Source organism: Moraxella bovis, from assembly GCF_002014975.1.
Lineage (GTDB): Bacteria > Pseudomonadota > Gammaproteobacteria > Pseudomonadales > Moraxellaceae > Moraxella > Moraxella bovis.
The window spans coordinates 19,530-44,069 of record NZ_MUXV01000008.1; the positions used below are offsets into that span (position 1 = coordinate 19,530).

Here is a 24,540-nt window from a genome sequence, read left to right on the forward strand (position 1 = left end):
AAACAGGAAACCCTTTGTGAACGACATGGCAAAAAACATTCTATTATGGCTCGTGATTATCACCGTGGTAGTCATGGTATTTAGTAATCTCGACCGTGGTTCGGGCAAGGCTGATGACATGAAGTACTCAGCCTTTGTCACGGCAGTCGCCGAAGGTCAAATCCAAAAAATTGAGATTGATGGCGAAGAGATTACGGGCACAAAGGTTAATGGCTCAGAGTTTGAGACCATCCGCCCTGCCCTAGATGATACCGAGTTAATGCCATTACTTCGCAAGCATAACGTAGAAGTAGAAGGGGCAGCGCCACAGCGTCAAGGCGTGGGTACTCAGCTACTCATTGCAGCCTTTCCGATTTTGCTCATCATCGGTCTGTTTTGGCTGTTCATGCGTGGCATGAGTGGCGGTGCTGGCGGTGGCGGCATGGGTGGTCGTAACCCCATGAGCTTTGGCAAATCAAAAGCCAAAATGCTCTCCGAAGATGACATCAAAGTTACCTTTGCCGATGTGGCAGGGTGCGAAGAGTCCAAGCAAGAAGTTGTTGAAATTGTGGACTTTTTAAAAGACCCAGAAAAATTCACCAAACTTGGGGCGACCATTCCTCGTGGCGTGCTTATGGTGGGTCCTCCTGGGACAGGCAAAACACTGCTTGCCAAAGCCATTGCAGGCGAAGCCAAAGTGCCGTTTTTTAGCATCTCGGGTTCGGATTTTGTGGAGATGTTTGTCGGTGTGGGTGCAAGCCGTGTCCGTGATATGTTTGACCAAGCCAAAAAGAACGCCCCGTGTATCATCTTTATTGATGAGATTGATGCGGTGGGTCGTCATCGTGGCTCGGGCATGGGCGGTGGTCATGATGAGCGTGAACAAACGCTAAACCAACTTTTGGTGGAAATGGACGGCTTTGAAGGCAATGACGGCGTGATTGTGATTGCAGCGACCAATCGTGTGGATGTACTGGATAAAGCCCTACTTCGTCCTGGTCGTTTTGACCGTCAAGTGTCGGTTGGCTTGCCAGACATCAAAGGTCGTGAACAAATCCTAAATGTACACCTGAAAAAACTGCCCCAAACCATTGGTGTGGACGTCAATGCCCTAGCTCGTGGTACCCCAGGGTTTAGTGGAGCACAGCTTGCCAACCTTGTCAATGAAGCCGCCCTATTTGCCGCCCGTCGCAACAAGATGAGCGTGGACATGAACGACTTTGAAGATGCCAAAGACAAACTCTACATGGGGCCTGAACGTAAATCCATGGTGTTGCGTGAAGAAGAACGCCGTGCCACCGCTTATCACGAAGCAGGTCATGCCCTAGTCGCCCAACTACTTCCCTTTACTGACCCTGTACATAAGGTAACCATCATGCCCCGTGGCTGGGCACTCGGGGTAACGTGGCAGTTGCCCGAGCAAGATGCGGTGAGCAGTTATAGCGATAAAATGCTAAATGACATCTCTATCTTGTTTGGCGGGCGTATTGCCGAAGAGATTTTTATCAATCGCAAATTCACAGGAGCGTCCAACGACTTTGAACGTGCCACCAAACTTGCCCGTGCCATGGTTACCAAATATGGCATGAGCGACAAACTGGGCGTGATGGTCTATGAGGACGAAGAGCAAGGCGGATATTTTGGTGGGGCGAGCCGTACTATCAGTGAGGCTACCCAACAAAAAGTGGACGAAGAAGTCCGCCGTATCCTAGAAGAGCAGTACGATGTGGCGTATAAGCTCATTGATGACAATCACGACAAGATGCACGCCATGGTGGACGCACTGATGAAGTGGGAAACCATTGACCGTGAGCAGTTCTTGCAAATCATGAATGGCGAGACGCCACGAGAGCCAAAAGAATATCAGCATGAAGTGCCAACGGTGAATATCGTCAAAAATGACGAATTGCCACCGCCTTTGCCGAATGCTTGATTTACAGACCGTCTTAAACACTAAGGCGGTTTTTTGTGCATTAATGTGTACCAAAAACACTTGCAATTTTACTCAAACTCTTATACGATACGTCTTTTAATTGACAATGATAATCTTATGGCAAATTTTTTAAATAAACAACTAAAACGCACCAAAATCATCGCAGGCATGAGTAATACCTTGGTGGGGGGCTTTACTACCGCCAGACGTGTTGGGGCATTTAAAACACCACCCAGAGATGTTTTGCCAAAATATATCCAAACCTTTTGCCGTAAAATGGTCAATTCCTTTGGTGTGGAAGTCGTGCAAGTTGAGCCTGTACCACAGACACACGGACTTTGGGTATCTAACCATATTTCTTGGCTGGATATTCCTGTGGTGGGGTCGGTCGCTCCTGTATTCTTTTTATCAAAGGCGGAGATTGGCGAGTGGTTTATTTTTGGCAAACTTGCCAAAGCAGGCGGAACACTCTTTATCAAGCGTGGTTCGGGGGACGCTGACGGGGTGGCACGTCAGATTGCCGAATTTTTGCGTGGCGGTTCATCGGTGGTATTTTTCCCCGAAGCAACCACCACAGACGGCAAACAAATCAAAAAAATCCACGGAAAATTGCTACAAGCAAGCATGGATACAGGCTTGCCCATTTGTCCTATGGTGATTGCTTATGTCAATGCAGACGGTACATTGTCGGACGACTGTGCGTATTATGACAAACGCACGATGGCGGAGAGCCTAAGACGAGTGGCGGACAGCGATGGGGTTAAGGCGTATGTGTTACCCCTTGCACCGATTTTACCCGAAGATAAGACCCGTGCTGAGCTGACCGAACTATTACAAAAAGCGATGGAATGCGGCTTAGCAGAGCTACATAGACAGGTATTGAAGGTTTGATTCAGCGAATCAAACCAGTAGCCCACGCCCAAATCCTATCCCATAACCCACGCTTTGCTGTGGGTTCTTGATTGGGTGTTTGGTTGGGCGTGGCAAGTAGCCGACAGGATTCATCAGGAAACTCTGGGCTGCTAACCACTTGCCCTGCAAGGTCTTGCAAAAATAGTGTACACTGCTTACCGTCTATGCGTAGTTGCCATTCATGTCCATAGACATCGTTCCACATGGGATAGCGATGTGATGAGAGTTTGACAATAAGTATCCCACTTCTATCTACAAAGCCGATTTTACTCTTACCATTTACATCCAGATGAACCCTTGATATGCCTTGCTCATCAAAAGGCTCCATGTCGTCATAGTCTTGTGTAAATACGTTTTTATGGCGGTCTATCATCATGACTTGGCTATTTACACCTACCAAAAACCGTTCATCGCCTGCTTTATCATCCAGTAGCTTTACCCAATCATAACGCCCCGCCAAGATGATATTGCCTTGCGTGTCCATAAAGCCACTTTGCCCGTTCTCATCATCTTCAAAGCGTATCAAGACATCATTTTCAAAGTCCCATTCACCACGCCGATAATCCAAAATAATCCCACCGCCCACCCCATACACTGCCGAATATATGCCATCATCACGCTCATCGGTGATAATGACTTTATCCACGCCATTAAAATCCCAAGGCTGTCTGTCAAAAATAAAAGGCACTATCACACGCTGATGAGCGTCCACCAAACCCCATTTGCCTTGTTTTGATAAAGTGATATGACCAGTTAGGCACGCTCCGTCATCATATTCAAGCGGTAATAGTACTTTGCCTGTGCTGTCCGCCATGCCATATTTGCCGTGTTTTTTGACAACGCCGAATATGTCGCTGTTTTCTGCGGATGTTGAGCAAACCACGTTTTCATCATAGCGAAAATCGCCCCAATCGGCAGGCTTCATGGATAACGCCCACGCTTGCGGTAGTGTGAGCATGGCAAATAAGGCGATGAGTGGTTTTTTCATGGGTTGTCCTAGGTTGTCATTTGGGCTGTATGTCTGTCAAAATATGGGGATAGGTACGGGTCAAAACGGGCGATTTGGTGTACTTGACACAAATCACATCGCCTCCCTTGTACGGGCGAAAAACATCATCCCTATGCCAGTCATCAAGGCGGTCAAAACGATACGATTTTTGGCTTATTGGGTCATCAAGATACAGGCTTAGTACACTTTGTTTGCTCAAAGGGCGATGTTCGATTTTGTTAAGTTGCCCACAAACTTGATGAATATTGCCGTGGTTTGTCTAGGGCGTGCCTGCCCTTTATAACACAATTTAAAATTTAGAAATATGGCGAAAATAAAAGAATGTTTTTGCATGAAAAATGGCTAAATCTTGTTTTTCATCGTCAAAAACTTGCCTGATAGAAAACTCACAGCCTTTGTTTTTCCCTTGAAAAACGTGCGATTTTTCTCATTTTTCATTGCAAATACAAAAGGCAGACACGCCCTAATAACCAAAAATAAATAATAAAGCACAACGGCGGTCAACAACGCCCCGATACTTATCTTTATGATTAAATGTTTGCCTTGTGCAGTCGCCACACCCAAAAACACCATCGCCAAGATGATAAAAAATGCGTCGCCAACAAGTATTGAGATGATAACAGCTAAGGCGATAAGGGCGATAGCAAATGGCTGATGTTCTGGGTTAAAAAATGACATGACAAATATCCCTTTTGCTGTGGTTGATGTTATTTTTTATCATTCATAATTCGCACTTCTTTTAATACATGGGGCGAAAAAAGGGTAAATGCTGGCATGGGGATATAATCCACGCAAATCGACTCATTTTTATCATGACGATTTTTAAAAAAGTCGGTATGTTCGTGATAGCGATGAATGTGCATAAAGTCATAAACTTTTTGCTCATCTGTGGCATACATCAACAACATCAAATCCTACCTTTTAAATCCGCTCTTTTGATAAAACTCTTTGAATGTACCACAAACCGTTTTGGCAGGTGTACGAGAATAAGCATACAAGCCATAATTAAAATGATAAACAACAAACAGCCCCAATCACATCCCAAATACCAAATTTGACGGTGTCGGATTTGTCATGGGCAAAAAAACAAACTTGCCATCATCGCACCAATGCCAAGCGTCATCGCCTTGTCGTCTACAAAGAGTAAAAAGATGATGCCTGTATGGCAATGACACCATAACCGAGCTTTTTTGAGATTGGGGCGTTGTCGCTCATTTTAGCTCAATCGCCATTTGTTCCTTTGGTGTAACCTTAAAAATTTGCACCTTAAACAGCACATCTTGCCCTGCCAAAGGGTGATTAAAATCCACTTTGACTTCATTATCATCAACATGGCAAATTACCCCCGCCAAGGTATTTTGACCTTTATCGGCAAATTCCATCATCATGCCGACCACAGGATTTGGCTCAGATAAGCTAAATTTGGTGCGGGGAAAGGTCTGCACATTTTCGCCATTCCATTCGCCAAAGGCTTGTTCTGGCGGTAGATGAGCGGTGCGGGTGTCGCCTGCTTTTAGGTTGATGAGTACCTGCTCAAAGCCTGCCAGTAGGCTCTCATCGCCTACCGTCAAGGTTACAGGCTCGTCTCGCCCAAAGGTGCTATCGATGACCGTACCGTTTGGTAGGCTGACTTCAAAATGTAGCGAAACGGTGCTACCGTCTGTAATGCGAATCTCTTCGCTGGGTAAAATGTTCATGTTAAAATTCCAAAATAAAAGTGGGGCTAGTTTACCACAAGCCCCATGTATAGTAAAATTGCCAATACCTTTTGGCAATCAGTCTTCACCAAGTAGCCTTCTCGCCCAAGCAATCACGGGCAAATCCACCATCCGCCCATCAATGGCGAACACCGCCTGCCCTGTGACATGATGATGAGATAGCACTTTTTTGGCAAAGGCGACATCGCCATCACGCACTTTGTGTGCCTGTACCACACCCAACTGCTTGGGGTGTATGACAAGACAGCCACCAAAACCAAAATCACGAGCGTGCGTAAGCCATCTGGCAAAGCCGTCATCATCGCCAAAATCAGGATAAATCGTCTCAATCGGAGCATTTAGGCCATGTGCCTGCGAGTGTAACACCAGCTCGCACCGCACCTTATCAAGCATAACCGCCCCTGCCGATGTATGCCTACCAATCCCTAGCGATGTCAATAAATCCAAACAGCCATAGCTCAACGCCACAAGCCCCACCGCCCCTGCCATAGAAGCAACATTTAGCACGCCTTGCCCGCTCTCAATCATGGCAACCACAGGGCAAGCGGTCAGTTCATGAGCCAGACTGATCTGCTTGGCATTTTCGGCTTTGGGGAGTACCACCGTGCTGATGATGTCGTGGGACTGCACCCATTCACAATCCAAACGAAACTCGCCATGAGACGCCCCATGTATCCGCACCCACAGCTCTGGCGTGGTCTGTGTTTGCTCCATAGTGCCTAACAAATCATCAAGTTCAGCACGCACATCATTAGGCGAGCGGTCGGCGACGGCGTCTTCTAGGTCGATGATGATGGCATGGACATGGGCGGTTATGGCAGGGTCGGTTAGGGCTTTGATGATACGCTTGGGGTGCGTGGCAGGGACGAATAGATAGGCGAGCATGGTAAATTCCTTTTGAAAATTAAATGTATTGTCATTTATTATAGTGGGGATGATTTATTTTTGCAAATTGACGTAATGACAAAAAGTATGGCAAACATGGAATTTGCCTCATGTCATATTAATAGGGAATAATAAAGAATACGTAACCGAAAAAAATTTATAAAAGAAAACGACACGGGTGGATTAGAAACGCAATGAATTAATGGCAGATAAAAAACCCAATAACAAAATTGGGTTTTTATTTCAATATGATTTATTGACATTACAATCAGCGATATTTTATTAAATTTATCGGATAAATGATATTCTATCCGATAAACATCAATTTACTGAACTTGACTCACCATATAATCCACTGCCGCATATACCTCAGCTTCGGTAACATCCCCTGCCACCTGTGCTGGCATTTTACCAAAGCCTTTGGCAGAGTGTTTGTGCAGGGTGTCTATGCCCTTATCCAAGCGTCTTGCCCAGTCGGCTTTGGCGGTGAGTTTGGGGGCATCCAACAGCCCTTGCTCGTGGCAGATTTTGCAAGTTTTCTCATAGCGCGCCTTACCTTCGGCGATAGATAAAGCCTGTACTGGGGCGGGGGCGGTGTTCGCTTGCTCGGCATTGTCCACTTGAGCAGTCTCAACGGTACCCTTGTCGGTCTTATCAGATGTGGCAGAGTCGGTGGTTGCCACTTCATCAGCTTTGGAGTCGTCTGTCCCGACAGACTCAGTGGTCTCTGGTACGACTTCATCAGCTTTGGGGGCCGTGCTAGTCGGCTGGGCGGGGGCAGTTTGGGTATTAGGCTCGGCTTTTGGAGCGGGTTCGCTAGGCTTGTCGCCACCACAAGCAGTCAAAAATAAGGCACTTGCCAATAATAATGATAGGGTTTTGCTGGGATTTTTCATAAGATAACCTTGCAAGTTGGCTGATAATTATCCTACTAATATACCGAATTTTTATAAGGAATTAAAGCGGAAAATTGTAAAGATGAATTTTTGATGAATTTTATAAATGGGAATGAGAATTATAATAGAAAATTGTTAAAACTTATCATCAAATTTAATCGTATCATTCTTTTTATAAAACTGCCAAAAATAATACAAACTTTCCAACACCATATAAATGGCAACAAAAGCAATAATGGGATTATCATAATCCTTTTTAATAAAAACAAAATAACTCAAAATGACCGCACAAAATAGTATTGTTAATTTTGAAGTGGTTTTTCTGCTTATCTTTTTCATCATTATCCAGTTACCCAAAATAGTATCCTAATCTACCAAACTCCCCCCAAAAAAGTCAAATTTCACTCATTGTAACCTTTCTAAATTTAAGCATTTAAGGTATAATTACCCATTTTCCTTTATTTTTACGAGCCAATTATGACAGAACAAGTCCAAACCGACTACAAAAACACCCTAAACCTTGCCGATACGCCTTTTCCAATGCGGGGCGATTTGGCAAAACGAGAACCTGCTTGGCTTGCCAAATGGTACAAGGACGATGTTTATGGACAAATCCGAAAAGCCCGCGGGGGGCGTGAAAAATATGTCCTACACGATGGTCCCCCTTATGCCAACGGTCAAATTCATCTAGGACACGTTGTCAATAAAGTTCTAAAAGACATCATCGTCAAATACAAAACTTTGGACGGCTATGATGCTCCTTATGTGCCGGGGTGGGATTGCCACGGTTTGCCGATTGAACAAAAAGTAGAAAACGAGTTTGGCAAGGTCGGACACGCCCCCAAAGCGGATAAGAATGGCGAGCCGATTACTGCCACGCAATTTCGTAAGGCGTGCCGAGACTATGCGATGAGTCAAATTGAGCTACAAAAGGCAGATTTTAAACGCCTTGGCGTGCTGGGCGATTGGGACAATCCGTATTTGACGATGAATTTTAAAACCGAAGCCGACATCGTGCGGACGCTTGGCAAAATCTACAACAATGGGCATATTGTGCGTGGTATGAAGCCTGTGAATTGGTGCTTGGATTGTGGTTCTGCCCTTGCCGAAGCGGAAGTGGAATACGAAAACAAAACTTCCGATGCGATTTATGTTGGGTTTGATATTGTTAATCGTGGCGATTTGGGGGCGACCGCCAATTTGACAGGCAATTTGCAAGCCGTCATCTGGACAACGACCCCTTGGACATTGCCCGCCAACCAAGCCATTAGTGCCAATGCGGAATTTGATTATGCGATTATTAAAACTGAAAAAGGGCATTTTATTGTCGCCAAAGACTTAACCGAAGACTTTGCCAAAAATATCAATTTGGAAAATTATGAGATTGTGGCAAGTGTTAAGGGTTCAGAATTAACCGCTCTAAAAGCCCAGCACCCCCTAATCTCTGACCGTCAAGTTCCCTTTATCACAGGTGAGCACGTAACGGCGGACAGCGGTACAGGCTTGGTGCATACCGCCCCTGCTCACGGTGTGGACGACTATAATGTTGGGCGTGCCAACAACCTGCCAACCGAAAACCCTGTGGGCGGTAATGGCGTGTATTTGGAAACCGCAAAAGTCTTTGTTGGCGAGCATATTTATAAGGCACAGCCCAAGATTATCGCTTCGTTACAAGAAAGCGGACACCTGCTTGACCATAAAAAAATCACCCACAGCTATCCGCATTGCTGGCGACATAAGACGCCGATTATTTTTCGTGCCACGCCCCAATGGTTTATTTCTATGGAAACTAAGGGACTTCGTGAACAAGCGTTGCGTCATATTCCAAAGGTAATTTGGACACCTGCGTGGGGTCAAAACCGCATTGAATCAATGATGAACGGTCGCCCTGACTGGTGTATTAGCCGTCAGCGGACTTGGGGCGTGCCAATTGCCTTTTTTATACACAAAGACAGTGGCGAGTTGCACCCACAGACTTCCAAGCTGATTGAAAAAGTCGCTGGGGTCATTGAACAAGGGGGCCTTGAAGCGTGGTTTGATGCACCGATTAGCGACTTTTTAAATGAAGCCGATTGTGAAAACTATGTCAAATCCACCGACACGCTTGATGTGTGGTTTGACTCTGGTTCTACCAACTTTGCCGTTTTGGGTAGCCGTTCTGAGCTGACCAACCCTGCTGATTTGTACCTTGAAGGCTCTGACCAACATCGTGGCTGGTTTCAATCATCGCTTTTGGTGGCGGAAAGTGTGTACGGTCGTCCGCCTTACAAACAAGTGCTAACGCACGGCTTTACGGTGGACGCAAAGGGCTATAAATTATCAAAATCCAAAGGCAATACCAAAGGCTTTGAACCTGCCGAACTTGCCCAAAAATACGGCATTGATATTGTCCGTCTGTGGGTTGGGTCGTCTGATTACCGCTACGAAATGGCGGTCAGTAAAGAAGGCTTTGACCGTGTCAGCGATATGTACCGCCGTATCCGTAACACCATTCGCTTTTTGCTTGCCAATACCGATGACTTTGACCCAAGCAAAGACTTAGTGCCAGCAGGCGAACTTGTTAGCCTTGATAAATACATTATTCATAGAGCCACACAAATCCAAAACGACATTCGCACCGCCTACACCAATATGGACTTTCATCAGGTGTGCCAGTTGGTAACAGGCTTTTGTGGAGCGGATTTGGGCGGATTTTATTTGGACATCATCAAAGACCGCCAATACACTTCCAAGACGGACGGACACGCTCGCCGTTCGGCACAGACCGCCATTTATCACATCGCTCACGCCTTGCTCCGCTGGATTGCCCCAATTCTGTCGTTTACCGCCTTTGAAGCGTGGGAAATCCTAAAAGGCACAAACGGGCATATCTTTACCCAAGAATGGTATGCCCTGCCACAGGTGGAATTAAATGACATCACGGACAGCGATTGGCAAGCGATTTTGGCGGTCAAAGAACTTGCCAACAAAGCAATGGACGATGCCCGCACCGACAAAGTCATCAACAGCAGTTTGTCGGCAAGTTTGGAAATTATTGCCGATGACGCCACTTATCAAACGCTTGCCAAATTGGGCGATGAGTTAAGATTTGTCTTGATTACAAGTGCGGTAACCTTAACCAAAGGCGATGAAGTGGCAGTCAAAGTTGCCCCTGCGACTGGCGAAAAATGCGTGCGTTGCTGGCATATTTTACCAAGTGTGGGTAGCGTTGCCGAGCATAAGGACATTTGCCCAAGATGTGTGGAAAATGCGTTTGGTAATGGCGAAAATCGTAAATTTGCTTAATTTGTTTGGTAAAATTATAAGGGCGAATTGGCGTTCGTCCTTATAAATTACTTATTGGAGAACAACAATGCCCAAAAAATCCATTGCTTTATATTTGTTGTTGGCGGTTGTGATTGCGATTGTCTTAACTTTTTTAACTTTTGCGACACCGCTTGGGGTGGTTTTATATTATACTTCACTTGCTTTTATCGTGGATAAAATGACACAAGGCACAGGCGATACAGGCATTGGTATTGTGATTTATTGGACATTGTTTGCCAATTTTATTTGGGGGCTTGTGCCTTTGTTGTTGGCGTATAAGAAAAGTAAAGGTAAATTTTAATCTGTAAGGTGCGTATTACGCACCGTTTTAAGATAATACTTGTCAATGGTGCAATTATATTTGATAAATATGAAAAAATGTGTATTGATATTCTTGATAATTATTGCATTGATACTTGCAGGATTGGCTTTATTTGATGTTATCAGTCGTTATCAGTTGATTGTTGCTTTGGCAATCATTAAAATAATTATTATTGCTATTGGCGTATCAATGGGTGCATTTGACAAAGAGCCTGCTCAAATTAGCGATATTACAGTAGATACTCATAAGGATACTTATATTTATTGCGGGATTGGTGTTATTATTAGTTTGATGTTGTCCTTTATTTATTTTTTAACGCAAAATCAAATATTTTTGGGATTATCCATTGCGGTATTTATTGGTATTTTGGTAAAAATTTTTATGGCTTTACATTGGCAAGATAATCGGCAAGGTGCATATTACGCACCGTTTTAAAACAAATCAATTTTGGAGTAATTAAAATGCCAACCCATTATTATTTTATCATCATTCCGATTTTGATTTTTTTTGGTGTTGATATGTATTTAAGGTTTTTTAAAAAAGACATTTATCATAATATCGCCAAAAGAAAATTGATTAACGGGATTTTGCTTATTCCACTGTTTCCATTTATTATTTATGGCATAATGGTTCATAAACAAAATTTTGATAAAACTTTATGGATTGGCATATCGGCGTGTGCTATTTTATGTTGTTTTGGGGTAATTCACTCATCATTGAATAGGTTAAAAAATGATGAATGATTTGAAAAATAACCAATAAGCCGTAAGGTGCGTATTACGCACCATTATTGTCAATCAATTAGAGTTACTGAGGTAAATAAAAATGCTAACAAAAGTTGAATATCCTTGCCCAAATTGTCAAAATTTATTTAAGCCCAAAGCCTTAATTAAAAAACCCTTTAAGGGAGCATTAAAGCCTTATCAATTTACGCCAGAACCTGCCATTCATTGTCCGCATTGTGAGCAAAAATTAAAGGCAATTTTCCCTGTACAATACGCTTGGGGATTGGTTGGTTTGGTGCTTTTATTATGTTTAATGATGATTGTGCAATCCATTTTTGATTTTCAAGTCAATAAAATAATTGAAAATATTATTATATTTTGTTGTTTCTTGATTGCCTATTGGTTATCCACACAAATTGAAAAACAAACCTATTACGAAATTGATGATGATTGATATTTTATTTTAAACGGTGCGTACTGTTTTTTAAAAAGCAAGCACCTTACGCCCATTCAAAAACCCAACCAATATAAGGACAAATAATGCAAATCCGTTTTATGACCGAAAACGACATTCCCCAAACTTTTGAGCTGATGAAAGCATTGGCGGTTTTTGAACATTATATTGACAGTTTTGCCATTACGCCAGACATTGTTAAAGAAAAAAGCATTGATAAAAATCCGCCCGATTTTTATTTTTTGGTGGCCGATGATAATGGGACAATCGCAGGAATGCTCGTATATTATTTTTTGCCCTATACCGCCCAAAATCGCCCCGCCATTTATATGAAAGAATTGTTTGTTGATGAAAAATTTCGCAGTCAAAAAGTAGGCGAGCAGTTAATGTTAAAATTAAAACAAGTCGCCAAAGAAAACAACTGCCAAACCATTAAATGGACGGTTGCCCCTTGGAATGATAGGGGAATGAAATTTTATGAACGCTTAGGGGCAAAACAAAATACCGAATGGGTCAATTATGAATTGGCGGTGGAATGATTTGTTATTAAATAATTCGTAAAGTGCGTAATACGCACCGTTTAAAATATAAAGCCCAAAACTGGTGCGTAAGCACCTTACAATTTAAAAATGTTAAGAAATTGATTATGTCAGAAAATACCCAAAACAAAACCCCCAATTTAGCATTAAATGGCAAATCCGCCTTTGGTTATTATGTCCTTGCTCTTGCTGTTTTAATCATTGACCAAATGACCAAAATCGGTTTTCAAAAATGGCTTGTTACTGAATTTAATTCTGTGCCTGTCATTGAACCGTTTTTTAATTGGACTTTGGCGTATAATCGTGGGGCGGCGTTTAGTTTTCTTGCCAATCAAGGCGGTTGGCAAAAGTACTTTTTTGCCTTGCTTGGTATTGCCGTATCGGTATTTATCATCGTCTATCTCCGCCAAATTCCCAAATCTGCCCGTGTCCTGTCCTTTGGATTGGCACTTGTATTGGGCGGGGCGGTGGGTAATGTCATTGACCGTTTTTTATATGGTTATGTGATTGATTTTATTCATATTCATTGGGGAGATGCGTGGCACTATCCTGTGTTTAATGTGGCGGATATGGCGATTATGGGTGGTATGGCACTTGTGGTGTGGGATATGTTGTTTTTTGAAAGTAAACGCAAAAATGGCGTATCGTGACAAATCAAACAAACAGCTTATTTACCTTCTTTATTTTAAAAATGCCTTTATTTGACAAGCGTTTGATGAATAAATTTATCAGTACCATTATTTTATCTTTACTTGTTGTTGCTTATTTTCAATCAGATGGACAATGTTTATCTCACTGGTATAACAAAAACCACCGCTTGTCTAATTTTTTATAAAAAACGCACATTTTTTTACAAAACTGATTTAAAAATGTTACAATTTACCTGTGAACATCCATTTTATATTCATAGGTAATCGCATGAAACCCAACCATTCTTTTATCCTAAAACCCCTTGCTGTCTCTTGTTTTGTCGCAATGACCGCAACTGGCTGTGCCATCGATGACGACATTAACGCCACTCAGCACTCCAATCTCATCATTAATAATGCCGACCCAAGCATTATTCGTGCCGAAGAAGAAGCTAAACGCAAGGCTGAGGAAGAGGCTAAGCGTAAAGCAGAAGAGGAAGCCAAACGTAAAGAGGCAGAGCGTCTTGAAAAAAAACGTCAAGAAGCCGAAGCCAAACAAAAAGCTCAACAAGCTGCCCTTGATAAAATCAACAAGGCTCGCCAAACCGTTGGTAAGGCTAACAGCACCCTAACACAAGCTCAAAAAACAACCACCGAAGCACAGAGCCAAGCATCAAACCCTGCCACTGCTGACAACGCCATCAATCAAGCCAACGTTGCTTATCAGCAGGCTAACACCGCTCTAAATAACGCCGAAACCGCTCTTGTCGAAGCAGAGCAAGCCCTAAAAGATGCCAAAGCAATTGGTGCCAATCAAGACATCATCAACCAAGCTCAAAAAGCAGTAGAGGATGCCAAGCAGGCGATAAACACCGCTGAAAATGTTCGCACGCAAGCTCAAAATGCACGCAAGCAAGCCGAGCGAACTAAAAGCGACAATGCAAGTCAGCAGATTGCCAAGCAAATCGAAAAAGCCAACGCCCAAACCAATGAAGCGGTCGCTACCGCCAACACAGCAAAAGCCGAGCTAAATAATGCCGATAGCCAAGCTGAGCAAGCAAAAACTCAAGCAGGTAATCCTGACACTGCTCAGTCTGCCATTGACCAAGCCAAAAAAGCAGAGCAAACCGCCCAAAATGCTCTAGATAAAGCCCAAGAAGCGGTCAAACAAGCACAAACGGCACTTGATACCGCTAAAGCTACAGGCAATCAAGAAGCGATTAAAAAAGCCCAAGATGCATTAAATAATGCCAATGACACTGCCAAAAAAGCCACAGATGCCAAAGAAAAAGCAGAAGCTGTCATCGCTCAAGCCCAAAGCACACTTGACAAATATCAAGCCGAACAAGATAATCAAAATAATGCCAAAATCAAGCAAATCAAAGACACCGCAACTGGCATTGCCAATACCGCAAACACGCTAATAAGCAATCTTGACAACACCAAAAAAACTGCTGACAATGCCGCCAAGCAAGCAAATGCTTTGATCACCACCGATCAAGCACTAAAAGACGCTGATACTGCCAAAACACAAGCGGTAGATGCTGAACAAAAAGCTCAAAAAGCACTGACAGATGCCCAAAAAGCACTGATAGATGCCAAAGCCGTTAGTGCAAATAACGAAGCTGTAACCGCCACCCAAAATGCCATCAAAAAAGCCGAAGAAGCACTGGCATCTGCCCAAGCCATCAAAAAACAAACTGAAGCTGTCAGTAAACAGGTAGAGACGACAGAAGCAAAGGCTTATGTTGCTCCCATATCCGATGACACCATCAAAAAAGCCAAGCCTGACCATACTCGCAAGGTCAATGACTCATTGGTTAAAGCCCAGCCCACACCTGCCCAAGACACCATGGCAGGCTATAGTAGTATGGATAGGGTTAGCCCTGAAGGGGAGTTTGTTGAGAGTAAAACCAACGCGTTTTATGGTGTCAATCAAAATGAATATGCCAAAAAAATCACAGAGTTAAAAACATCCATTGACACCACCAAGCTCTCTGTCGGTGTCATTGATAGCGGCATCAGCCCTGACAACCCTGACTTGGCAGGAGCCAAACTCAGTGGCAATAATCTGGTTGCTTGCAGTAACTACGACTGCTTCATGAATTTACCTTATATGATGTCAAAACCCAAAGATTCTCACGGTTCTAACATGGCAGCGATTATTGCAGGTAACAATGGCATGACCAATGCCACCATTTATTCGTATACAGATGGTGATTTAGGTAATGGAGATGAATTTGTTGCCATGCATAAACTAAATAAGGATCAGGGGGTTAAAATCTTTAACAACTCATGGGGTTACATCCCTGAACCTGGTCAAAGTGACAATGGCTGGCTTGAAGATGCCATGACTGCCACACCCAATGGCGATACCAAAAACAGCCCATACAAGGAAGTTCAATCCATTCATGAACTCATCATCGAAAATGATGCCCTACTCATTCACGCCACGGGCAATGAAAACAAAAACAACACCTTTGGCGAGCGATTAATCCCCAAACTCAATCCTGACTTTAAAAAAGGATTTTTGGCGGTCTCCGCTCCTCGTGAAGACTTTGTCGAAGCCAACTACTGTGGCGATGCGGCCGAATGGTGTCTTTCTGCCACATCCACCACATCCCATCATGACAACGATGGTACAAAAGTCACATATCAAGGCACATCGCCTGCCACAGCTCGTGTTACGGGTGCCGCCCTACTCGTCAAAGGCGCTTATCCTTGGATGAAAAATGAAAATCTGGTGCAGACCCTGCTTAGCACCGCCCAAGATTTTGATGACCTAAAAGCGCGAAATGCCACATTCTTAACACTTGCAGAGGTCAAAGAGTCAGAAATCAATCCTGACCGACCAGCTTATGAAGCTTTAGATGACAAAGGCAATAAAATTATCGTTCAAGCAGTTGACACACCTTGGCAGAATCGCACCATCGTCAAAAACATCGGTGGCAAAAACATCACTCATGAAAGCGGTTGGGGTCTACTAGACACCATCGCTGCAACCCAAGGTTATGGTGGTTTTTACTGGGACGATGTCATGTTAGATGTCACAGGCAAAGACACCGTATCTGTCTTCTCCAACAACATCAAAGGCAATTACGGCTTCACCAAAGCAGGTGATGGTAAACTTGTCCTAACAGGTAATAACACTTACAAGGGCGACACCGTCATTACTGATGGCACCCTTGAAATTAATGGCGATAACGGCAACTCAGTCATCAATATCACAGGTGGCGAGCTAACAGGCTTTGGCACAACAGGCAATGTTAGACAAACTGGTGGGGCGGTCAATAACGAAGGCAACCTAACCATTCGTGGCACCTACACCATGAATAATGACAGTACCTTTAAAGCCAAATTTGGCAATCTTTTGACCGTCACCGAAAAAGCCACTCTGGATGGCACGCTTGACCTATATGATGAAGTTAAGCAAAGCGAACCACTCATCAAAGAGACAGGTTCAAAAACCACTGTACTACGAGCAGGTGAGCTAAGCGGTACTTTTGATACCGTCAAATCCAGCAATGCTCTATTTAGCATCATCAAGACCGAATATAGTGGCAAGGTTGGTACCGACGGCAAGACCACGCCTGATGCCACCACCAAAACTGATGTGGTGGTGAGTGCCAAACGTAACAAACTAAGCAATATGGGAAGTAGCAGCACTGCCAGTATCGGACGCACCAAAGTTGAGCAAAATTTAGATAAAGTACTAAGCGAGATAGATGCCAAAGACAGTGCAGGCACGCTGGCTGGTAGCGAGAAAGGCTTTGCCATCGGCTTTGCCAACAAAATGTCAATGGCAACCAACAAATCCTTGCTTAGCACATCTGGCACGCCTGCCATCATTGGCAATAAGTACAATGAAACTCTGTTTGGACTTGACCCTGCGTTTTATGCCAATAACGCCGTTCACGCCATCGAACAAAGTGGCACCCAAGCGACCAATTTTGCCAAAAACATGGCAAACACCGCCAACGGTGTATGGTTAGAGAGTACTTACCAAGAATATGAGCTAGACCTGCCAAGCAGTCAAAGCGAGCGTGAAGTCCGCAACCAAAGCATTGGCGTGGCAAAAACAGGTGAGCGTTTTGGCTTAGGCTTACAGCTTGACCTAGGTCGCCTTGAGTTGGACGAGCAAAACGGCAGTACCAACCACAACATCGAGACAGATGTCGCCACTCTAACCGTGGGTGTTAATAGTGATGTGGGCAACAACGCCAAAGGTACGCTATGGGCAAAAGCAGGCGTACTAAACAGTAACGCCAAAAACAACACTCATAACAAACAAAAGTATAATGGTCAGCTCTATGCTGGCGGTGTCCATCTTGGCACTTCATACGCCCTAAGCCCCAATGCCAGCATCAAGCCTTATATCGGGGTTAGCTACCATCAATATCAGCATGACAATGCCCACTTTGATGACGGTGTTGTGGCGGTCAAAGACATTGACGCCACTCGTTGGCAAGGCACCATTGGCGTGGATACCGAGTACCAAATCAACCCCCAATGGCAAGTCCAAGCAGGTCTGCAATACGACAACGCTTTTGAACAAGACGCAACGATTGCCAGTGCTTACTCAGGCACCAATACTGACGTCACCTTTGATGCATGGGAGACTGGTAAAGATAAAATCCAAGCCACTGTTGGTACCAGCTATCAGATTGACCCAAGAAACCGTGTCAGCCTAGATTATGATTATTTTAAAAGTGAAAAATCTGACGGCGACCGTGTACAGCTTACCCTAAGCAGTCGTTTCTAAGCCATTACAGCAAAACAAAAACGGTTCAAATTGAACCGTTTTTGTTTTAAAGATTTTATCACAAAATCCGAATCCCCTGCCACAGCGCATATACCCCAAGCACAAACAGCACGACCGAGATGACACAACCAAAGACTTCTTGAGAGAGTCTGTTACGCATCTTTGAACCCAAATAGACAAACAGCATAGAAATCACAATCACGATTCCAAGCATGGTCATCTGCTTTTGGCTAAATGCCATGATGAGCGGAGTCAAGGTAAATAGCTGAATGACTTTGGTAATCAAAATACTCATGTTATTGACAATCACCATCTCATGCTTGGTGCGGTCTGTGCCGATAAGATAAATCATCAAAAACGCCACAATGGCATTGGTAACACCGCCGATGACCCCAACCAAAAACCCCGCCACCGCCATTGTTTTTTTATCTCTTTTAAAGGTAATTCTAAACCTGCTGTATTGGGTAATGATATAGACAATGAGCGTCAGACCCAAAAAGATTTTTAGATAACCATCAGGAAACAGCAGAAGCAGTCGCACCCCAACCAAGCCACCCAAAAAACTCATCACAAACAGCCAAAAGTACTCTTTACTGTATTTGATAATGTTGGCAACAATACCTCCACCCGTGCGAAGCATGATGAGATTTAGGATGATACACGGCACAATAACCATCGCCACCGCAATTTTAAGTGGATAAAAATTGGCAATAATCGCGGTGCCAACAATGGGATAGCCAAATCCTGCCACACCATGCAACAACGCCCCAAGTACAAAAAAAACAATGATAATCCAATCATTATTATCAAATTGTGATAGCATGAACTGCCCTTATTCCAAATCATAAAAACGTGGGCAATTATCGCAAACTTTATCCAAAAAGTAATATGCACGATAAGTCATTGCTTATTCCAAAAACGAAAAACACCGCATAAAGCGGTGCTTTCAAGCCTTTTTGTATGAGTTTAGGCAGGTTTATTTTCTTCATGCAGTCTTGCATTTAGCTCATCAATAACAAGCGACCAAACTGCATCTAGCTTCCATTCTTCACGAATAAACATACTTTGTTGCTCATCTAAAAATGGGGCATCTGCCAATGTCACATTCTCAGGCAGTTGATTGTTTTTGATAAAAGCATCGATCTCGCTATCCGAGTTTGGCAAACCAAGCTGGGCAAATAGGTCATTCATGGTGTGTTCGGCATTGTCTAACATGGTATTCTCCAAAGTAAATAAATGAATGGTAAGTCCTTAAACTTGTTTTTAATTCTAACAAAATTTGGGCTTGATATTGTGTGTTTTATGTGCTGATTTTTATATAAATGTAAAAAGCAGAACTACACCAACGCCGACAAGATATTGCCGCCCACAATGCGAATGCCCATTTCCAAGAGTGCCAACGCCAAAATGGCAACCAACGTCGAAAAGTCAAGCATGCCCAGATTGGGCGTGATTTTGCGAAATGGGGCGACAATCGGCTCTGCCATCTGCATGATCAGCTCCATGAGTGGATGCATGACCTGAAACAGCATGATGACCCAGCTTAGAATGACCGACGCAAACACGATATACTGAAACATATCAATGAGCGAGAGTATCGCCGTCAAACTGCCACTAAAAAACAATACAAGCGGGGTCATGGGCTTACCCAAAATACTCGCCATGCCTGCAATCTTGATAAAGGTCAAAAGGAGCATCAGCACCACCGCCGATGTACTAAATCGCCCCTTACCCAAATCAGGAAAAATCCGCCCAAACAGCGTAACCACTGCCGAGAGCATGTAGGTAACTTTGGCATAAGGGTGCTTGGGGTCAATCTCAGCGAACTGAAACATAAACCTTAAGAAACAAATGATTAAGGCAAAATTGACAACGACATTAAAAATAATGGTAATCGGTTCATTCATAAGTGGTAGTTTCTATCATCGGTCATTGTTAAAATGATGTGGGTAAATCATTATGGGGTTAAGTTTTAGAGTAACTATTTTTAAAATTAGGTAGTAGTCTAAAAAGTATGCTGAACTAGTTTTCCGTTCGCTCTGAGCCTGCCTGCGGGTAGGAAAACCGTTATGGGCAGGCATAGCTCGCCACGAACGGTTTTCTTTGTAGCATACTTTTTGAACCAGAGCCTAAAATTAATATAAATTGTAAGGTGTGATACGCACTGTTTTGGTTAATTTATCAATAAATTTCAATCATTTATCATCAAATAACGCACCCAGCTCCACACTTCTGTCATAACACGCCACCATCGCTCGCCCAAACGCACCGCCCACGTCATCACGCTCCAACGAAGCCAATGCCTGTGCGGTCGTTCCGCCTTTTGATGTTACGCTCATACGCAGTGCCTGTGGGTCGCCATCTTTGGCAAGTAGTCCTGCCCCTATCATGCTCTGCACCGCCAAACGATGAGCATCATCGGCAACGAGTCCCATCTCTATCGCTTGGGCAGTCATGTGTTCTAGCACATAAAAAAAGTACGCAGGGGCAGAGCCCGCCACCGCCGTTACAGCGTGCAGTTTGGTCTCATCGTCCACCCATACCGCCAAGCCACAGCTTGTCATGACCGCTTCGCACACATCCTTATCGGACGGGCTTGCCGTCTTGTCGGCATACAGCCCTGTCGCCCCTGCACCCACCGCAGACGGTAGGTTTGGCATGGCACGCACCACACGCCCACAGCCTAAGGCTCGTTGGAGTGTCACGCATGGCACGCCTGCCAGCACCGACAAGACGAGCTTGTCCGCCAAATATGGGGCAAGGCTTGGGGCAACGTCCATCAGCACTTGGGGCTTGATAGCAAGCACTACCACGTCCGCCTTTGTTATCAACTCATGGGCGGTGTCAGGCGTGGTGGTTAATACGCCTTGACTGGCGAACCGCTCTCGCTTGTCGACATTTTTGTCTGATACACCAACGGTTAAGGTCAAATCATGGCAATCTTTGGCGGTCAATAACCCCCCAATCATCGCTCCTGCCATGTTACCGCCACCGATGAATATCACTGTTTTATTTTGTAATGCGTGAAAGTCCGTCATGTTGCCCTGCCACTGCCCTTTAAAATTCTAACCAATCCGCCATTTTACATGAAATGCCCTAATTGTGCAAAAATTTCATGTCCTATCCACCACAAGCAACGTCCGCCCCCACCGCCCATCATCAAACACCCCACGCAAGGCGTAAAACATAGCACTGTCAGTCAGCCACCACTTATCCATGCTCATCACAAGTACCATCTCATCATGAACATACAGCCCCCACAGATTGGCACGGTGCCATGTGGGAACGCTTAGGCACTGGTAGAGTTTTTTACCGCCAAGTTTGGTAAAGCCGATTTGGGTTTTGCCGTCCTTATCCACATACGGCTCATAAATCCGCAGCCGCTCATCACGGCTCACAGACTGAATATAAGCCGATTTATCCGCAAATAATTCACACAAACCATCATGAAAATCCATAAAAATGGCAAGTTTGGTATTTTGTTTTAGGATAATTTTAGATGAATTTAGGGCGATTTTGTCATCGCTCATCTCATCTTGTAATAACACAAACAGCTCATGATGATAGCGGTACAGGGTGTTTTTATAACGGCACAGCACCACCGCCCTGCCATTACCACCCACGTCATCGCCATCACCACCTTGCCAAAGAATCTGTGTACTATGGTCGCCATCAGTACGAGCGGTCAATGCTAGGGTATCGCTGACGGTCTGATAACTGGGCGGTAGGGGATTATCCGCTTGCACAAAAAACCGCACCACCGCCGACTGCTCATGTGCTGAGAGCAGGCGTAACGCATGAATGTCCAAACAGCCCACAAAAGGCGTGTGGGGCGTGGCAAGGATGCATTTTTTAACCAACTCAAACACCGTGTCACTGATGAGTGCGTGAGCGTCATTCATCAGATGAGCGGTGCGAGCGATGTTTTGGCGAACCTTTGCGTTTAGGGCGGTCAGGCGTGGCAAGATGTCGTTACGGATAAGACTACGAGCATTGTCGGTCGTCTCATTGGTCGGGTCGTCCACATAGGGCAAGGCGTGGGCGTGGGCAAATGCGGTAATCTCATGGCGAGACACGCCAAGCAAGGGGCGATGTAGGTTCATTGTCCGCCCTTGTACGGTTTTGGTGCTCCATGCTCTCATGCCTGATAAGCCCTGCACGCCTGCCCCGTTGATGAGTCGCATAAGTACCGTCTCGGCTTGGTCATCGGCATGGTGCGCCACCAATAGCACGCCATCGTCCACCATCGCCCCCATGAGTGCCTGATAACGGGCGGTGCGTGCCGATGTTTCGGTTTTTTTGGCAAGCGTTAAAGGCAAAATTTGCCAGTCAAATCCATGCTCGTCTGCCCACGCTCCCACCAGTCTCGCCCAGTCGTCATTTGCCTGTTGTATGCCGTGATGAACGTGCAGGAGCGTGGGTAGCCTGTCCAATCTGCCCTGCTGATACAACAGATAACAGCCATACGCCAGAGCGAGCGAGTCTCGCCCACCACTACACGCCACATATAAAGGATAAGGCACGTCATTTAGGGCGGACAAGGCGGACAAAATGGGGCAAGCGGTCATCTTACACCGCCAAATCCGCCAAATCACCCTTACTTTCTAGCCACGCCTTGCGGTCGGACGCTCGTTTCTTTGCCAAAAGCATGTCCATAACGCTACTTGTCGAAGTAAAATCATCAATGTCAAGCTGTACCAAACGGCGAGTATCAGGGTTCATGGTCGTCTCACGCAAATGGTCGGGGTTCATCTCGCCCAAGCCCTTAAAGCGGGTGATTTGCGGCTTGCCTTTGGACTTGGTTTTTTTCAAGATGGCGTTCAATTCATCATCGTCCAAGGCATAATGCACGTCCTTGCCAATGTCAATGCGATACAGTGGGGGCATGGCGACAAACAAATGCCCTGCTTCCACAAGCGAACGAAAATGCTTGACAAACAACGCACAAATTAGCGTGGCAATGTGCAGCCCATCACTGTCTGCGTCCGCTAGAATACAGATTTTGTCATAGCGTAATTCTGATAAGTCATCAGACGCTGGGTCTACCCCTATGGCAATGGCAATGTCGTGTATCTCTTGGCTGGATAATACGGTATCGTGTGAAACCTCCCATGTGTTTAGGATTTTGCCGCGCAGGGGCAGTATCGCCTGAAAATGGCGGTCTCGGGCTTGTTTGGCTGACCCGCCTGCACTGTCGCCCTCCACCAAAAACAGCTCCGCTCCGTCCTTAAATTCGCCCTTACAATCGGCTAGTTTCCCTGGTAAGGCAGGACCTTGGGTGATTTTTTTGCGGGCGACTTTTTGGGCGGATTTGAGCCGTTTGCCTGCTTTACTGATGGCAAGCTCGGCTATGGCTTTGGCGGTGTCGGGGTGGGCGTTTAGCCACAGACTAAATGCGTCTTTGGCAAGGGTCTGCACGAGTGGGGACGCTTCACGGCTGGATAGGCGTTCTTTGGTTTGACCGCTAAACTGTGGCTCGGCAAATTTTAAGGACAAAATATAATTGACCCCGTCCCACACGTCATCGGCAGTTAGGCGGACGTTTCTGGGCAGTAGGCTATGAATTTCACAAAACTCACGTAGTGCGTCCGTAATGCCCGTGCGTAGCCCATTGACGTGCGTACCGCCTTGTGCGGTAGGGATAAGGTTTACATAGCTTTCGCAAATGGGCGTGCCTGATTCGGGTAGCCACGCTATGGCAAAAGTCGCCCCACCACGTTCGCCCCCTGTTGGTTCTTGGCTAAAATAAAATGGCTTATCAGGGATAATGGCAAGCTCGCCAAGCTGCTCGGTCAAATACTGCACCGCGCCATCTGTGTATTGCCAGCTTTCGCTGTCGGACGGTTCGGGCTCACTCACAAAGTCAATTTTTAGCCCTGCCGACAGCACGGCTTTGGCTTTTAGGTTGTGTTTTAACGATTTAATTGAGAATTTGGGATTGTCAAAATACTGCTCATCTACCCAAAATCGCACCTGTGTGCCACGTTTTTTCTTATTAGGGGACGGCTCGTGAGTTAGGGGCGTTGTCGGTACGCCATTCTCAAAATTCATCTGATACTGCGTGCCGTCTCGCCACACGACCACGTCCACACGCTTGGATAAAGCATTGACCACGCTGATACCCACACCATGCAGACCGCCAGAGATGGCATAATTGTCCGTGCTAAATTTGCCCCCTGCGTGCAGGCGTGTCAAGATAAGCTCCACGCCCGACTGATTAAATTCAGGGTGAATGTCGGTAGGCATGCCCCGTCCGTCATCAAGTACCGACAGCGAGCCGTCAGCGTGCAGGGTAACAGTGATGTGCTTGGCGTGTCCTGCCAACGCTTCATCCACCGAGTTGTCAATGACTTCTGCCGCAAGGTGGTTGGGACGTGTGGTGTCAGTGTACATACCAGGGCGACGGCGGACGGGTTCTAGCCCTTCTAGGACTTCTAGGTTTTGGGTGGTGTAGTTGGTCATTGTGCTTTT

At 45.1% G+C, this 24,540-nt stretch carries 23 protein-coding genes; 9 read left to right on the plus strand and 14 right to left on the minus strand.

The genetic code is table 11. The annotated features are described in order from the left end of the window. The first annotated feature begins 16 nt into the window (after positions 1-16). Both ftsH and B0182_RS02300 read left to right on the plus strand, forming a co-directional pair. On the plus strand, positions 17-1,912 hold the full coding sequence (gene ftsH / locus B0182_RS02295) for an ATP-dependent zinc metalloprotease FtsH (RefSeq protein ID WP_208624073.1): 1,896 nt from the start codon (positions 17-19) through the stop codon (positions 1,910-1,912). 117 nt (positions 1,913-2,029) lie between these two features. Then, on the plus strand, positions 2,030-2,803 hold the full coding sequence (locus B0182_RS02300; RefSeq protein WP_078273403.1) for a lysophospholipid acyltransferase family protein: 774 nt from the start codon (positions 2,030-2,032) through the stop codon (positions 2,801-2,803). A 1-nt stretch (position 2,804) separates the two neighbouring features. Here the strand turns inward: B0182_RS02300 and B0182_RS02305 are convergent, their stop codons facing one another. The 8 genes from B0182_RS02305 to B0182_RS14170 all read right to left on the minus strand — a co-directional run bounded on the left by B0182_RS02305 (position 2,805) and on the right by B0182_RS14170 (position 7,671). Further along, positions 2,805-3,812, minus strand: coding sequence for a WG repeat-containing protein (locus tag B0182_RS02305; protein ID WP_078273404.1), 1,008 nt, complete (start codon positions 3,810-3,812; stop codon positions 2,805-2,807). A 16-nt stretch (positions 3,813-3,828) separates the two neighbouring features. After that, positions 3,829-4,032, minus strand: a complete 204-nt coding sequence (locus B0182_RS13790; protein ID WP_143821643.1) for a hypothetical protein — start codon at positions 4,030-4,032, stop codon at positions 3,829-3,831. Between the two features lie 143 nt (positions 4,033-4,175). Then, entirely contained in the window at positions 4,176-4,511 is a 336-nt protein-coding gene (locus B0182_RS14500; protein ID WP_078273406.1) for a hypothetical protein, read from the minus strand. Between the two features lie 29 nt (positions 4,512-4,540). Continuing rightward, positions 4,541-4,741: a hypothetical protein gene (locus B0182_RS02320; protein ID WP_078273407.1), complete on the minus strand. Its 201-nt coding sequence runs from the start codon at positions 4,739-4,741 to the stop codon at positions 4,541-4,543. A 303-nt stretch (positions 4,742-5,044) separates the two neighbouring features. Beyond that, positions 5,045-5,530 carry an FKBP-type peptidyl-prolyl cis-trans isomerase gene (locus tag B0182_RS02325; RefSeq protein WP_078273408.1) on the minus strand — a complete coding sequence of 162 codons (486 nt, stop codon included), beginning with the start codon at positions 5,528-5,530 and terminating at the stop codon, positions 5,045-5,047. A gap of 78 nt (positions 5,531-5,608) precedes the next feature. Beyond that, positions 5,609-6,436, minus strand: a complete 828-nt coding sequence (locus tag B0182_RS02330; RefSeq protein WP_078273409.1) for an HpcH/HpaI aldolase/citrate lyase family protein — start codon at positions 6,434-6,436, stop codon at positions 5,609-5,611. A gap of 326 nt (positions 6,437-6,762) precedes the next feature. Further along, a complete protein-coding gene (locus B0182_RS02335) occupies positions 6,763-7,332 on the minus strand; it encodes a c-type cytochrome (RefSeq protein WP_078273410.1) in 570 nt (189 codons plus the stop codon). 135 nt (positions 7,333-7,467) lie between these two features. Next, the gene (locus B0182_RS14170) at positions 7,468-7,671 is read right to left on the minus strand and encodes a hypothetical protein (protein ID WP_078273411.1); all 204 of its coding nucleotides are present in this window, start codon (positions 7,669-7,671) and stop codon (positions 7,468-7,470) included. 138 nt (positions 7,672-7,809) lie between these two features. Here B0182_RS14170 and ileS point away from each other — a divergent pair, with 138 nt between their 5' ends. The 7 genes from ileS (at position 7,810) to B0182_RS02385 (ending at position 18,069) form a co-directional block, all read left to right on the plus strand. After that, positions 7,810-10,617 (plus strand): isoleucine--tRNA ligase, encoded by a 2,808-nt coding sequence (ileS, locus tag B0182_RS02345; RefSeq protein WP_078273412.1) that lies wholly within the window; start codon positions 7,810-7,812, stop codon positions 10,615-10,617. Between the two features lie 67 nt (positions 10,618-10,684). Further along, positions 10,685-10,939 (plus strand): hypothetical protein, encoded by a 255-nt coding sequence (locus B0182_RS02350; protein ID WP_078273413.1) that lies wholly within the window; start codon positions 10,685-10,687, stop codon positions 10,937-10,939. Positions 10,940-11,032: 93 nt separating this feature from the next. After that, on the plus strand, positions 11,033-11,395 hold the full coding sequence (locus B0182_RS02355; protein WP_143821644.1) for a hypothetical protein: 363 nt from the start codon (positions 11,033-11,035) through the stop codon (positions 11,393-11,395). Between the two features lie 390 nt (positions 11,396-11,785). Continuing rightward, the gene (locus B0182_RS02365) at positions 11,786-12,139 is read left to right on the plus strand and encodes a hypothetical protein (protein WP_078273416.1); all 354 of its coding nucleotides are present in this window, start codon (positions 11,786-11,788) and stop codon (positions 12,137-12,139) included. Between the two features lie 86 nt (positions 12,140-12,225). Further along, positions 12,226-12,678 carry a GNAT family N-acetyltransferase gene (locus B0182_RS02370; protein ID WP_078273417.1) on the plus strand — a complete coding sequence of 151 codons (453 nt, stop codon included), beginning with the start codon at positions 12,226-12,228 and terminating at the stop codon, positions 12,676-12,678. A gap of 23 nt (positions 12,679-12,701) precedes the next feature. Next, on the plus strand, positions 12,702-13,328 hold the full coding sequence (lspA, locus tag B0182_RS02375) for a signal peptidase II (RefSeq protein ID WP_264688813.1): 627 nt from the start codon (positions 12,702-12,704) through the stop codon (positions 13,326-13,328). Between the two features lie 268 nt (positions 13,329-13,596). After that, positions 13,597-18,069, plus strand: a complete 4,473-nt coding sequence (locus tag B0182_RS02385) for a S8 family serine peptidase (protein WP_078273419.1) — start codon at positions 13,597-13,599, stop codon at positions 18,067-18,069. Positions 18,070-18,127: 58 nt separating this feature from the next. On the opposite strand, the gene B0182_RS02390 is transcribed toward B0182_RS02385, so the two are convergent. From B0182_RS02390 to parE, 6 genes are all read right to left on the minus strand, one after another. After that, the gene (locus B0182_RS02390; RefSeq protein ID WP_078273420.1) at positions 18,128-18,892 is read right to left on the minus strand and encodes a sulfite exporter TauE/SafE family protein; all 765 of its coding nucleotides are present in this window, start codon (positions 18,890-18,892) and stop codon (positions 18,128-18,130) included. A gap of 143 nt (positions 18,893-19,035) precedes the next feature. Then, entirely contained in the window at positions 19,036-19,284 is a 249-nt protein-coding gene (locus B0182_RS02395) for a DUF2789 family protein (protein ID WP_078273421.1), read from the minus strand. Positions 19,285-19,406: 122 nt separating this feature from the next. Further along, a complete protein-coding gene (locus B0182_RS02400; protein WP_228157765.1) occupies positions 19,407-19,904 on the minus strand; it encodes a YggT family protein in 498 nt (165 codons plus the stop codon). A gap of 360 nt (positions 19,905-20,264) precedes the next feature. After that, on the minus strand, positions 20,265-21,107 hold the full coding sequence (gene proC / locus B0182_RS02405; RefSeq protein WP_078273423.1) for a pyrroline-5-carboxylate reductase: 843 nt from the start codon (positions 21,105-21,107) through the stop codon (positions 20,265-20,267). Positions 21,108-21,182: 75 nt separating this feature from the next. Continuing rightward, positions 21,183-22,637, minus strand: coding sequence for a tRNA lysidine(34) synthetase TilS (tilS, locus tag B0182_RS02410; protein WP_078273424.1), 1,455 nt, complete (start codon positions 22,635-22,637; stop codon positions 21,183-21,185). A 1-nt stretch (position 22,638) separates the two neighbouring features. After that, positions 22,639-24,531 carry a DNA topoisomerase IV subunit B gene (gene parE, locus B0182_RS02415; protein ID WP_078273425.1) on the minus strand — a complete coding sequence of 631 codons (1,893 nt, stop codon included), beginning with the start codon at positions 24,529-24,531 and terminating at the stop codon, positions 22,639-22,641. Positions 24,532-24,540: the final 9 nt, after the last annotated feature.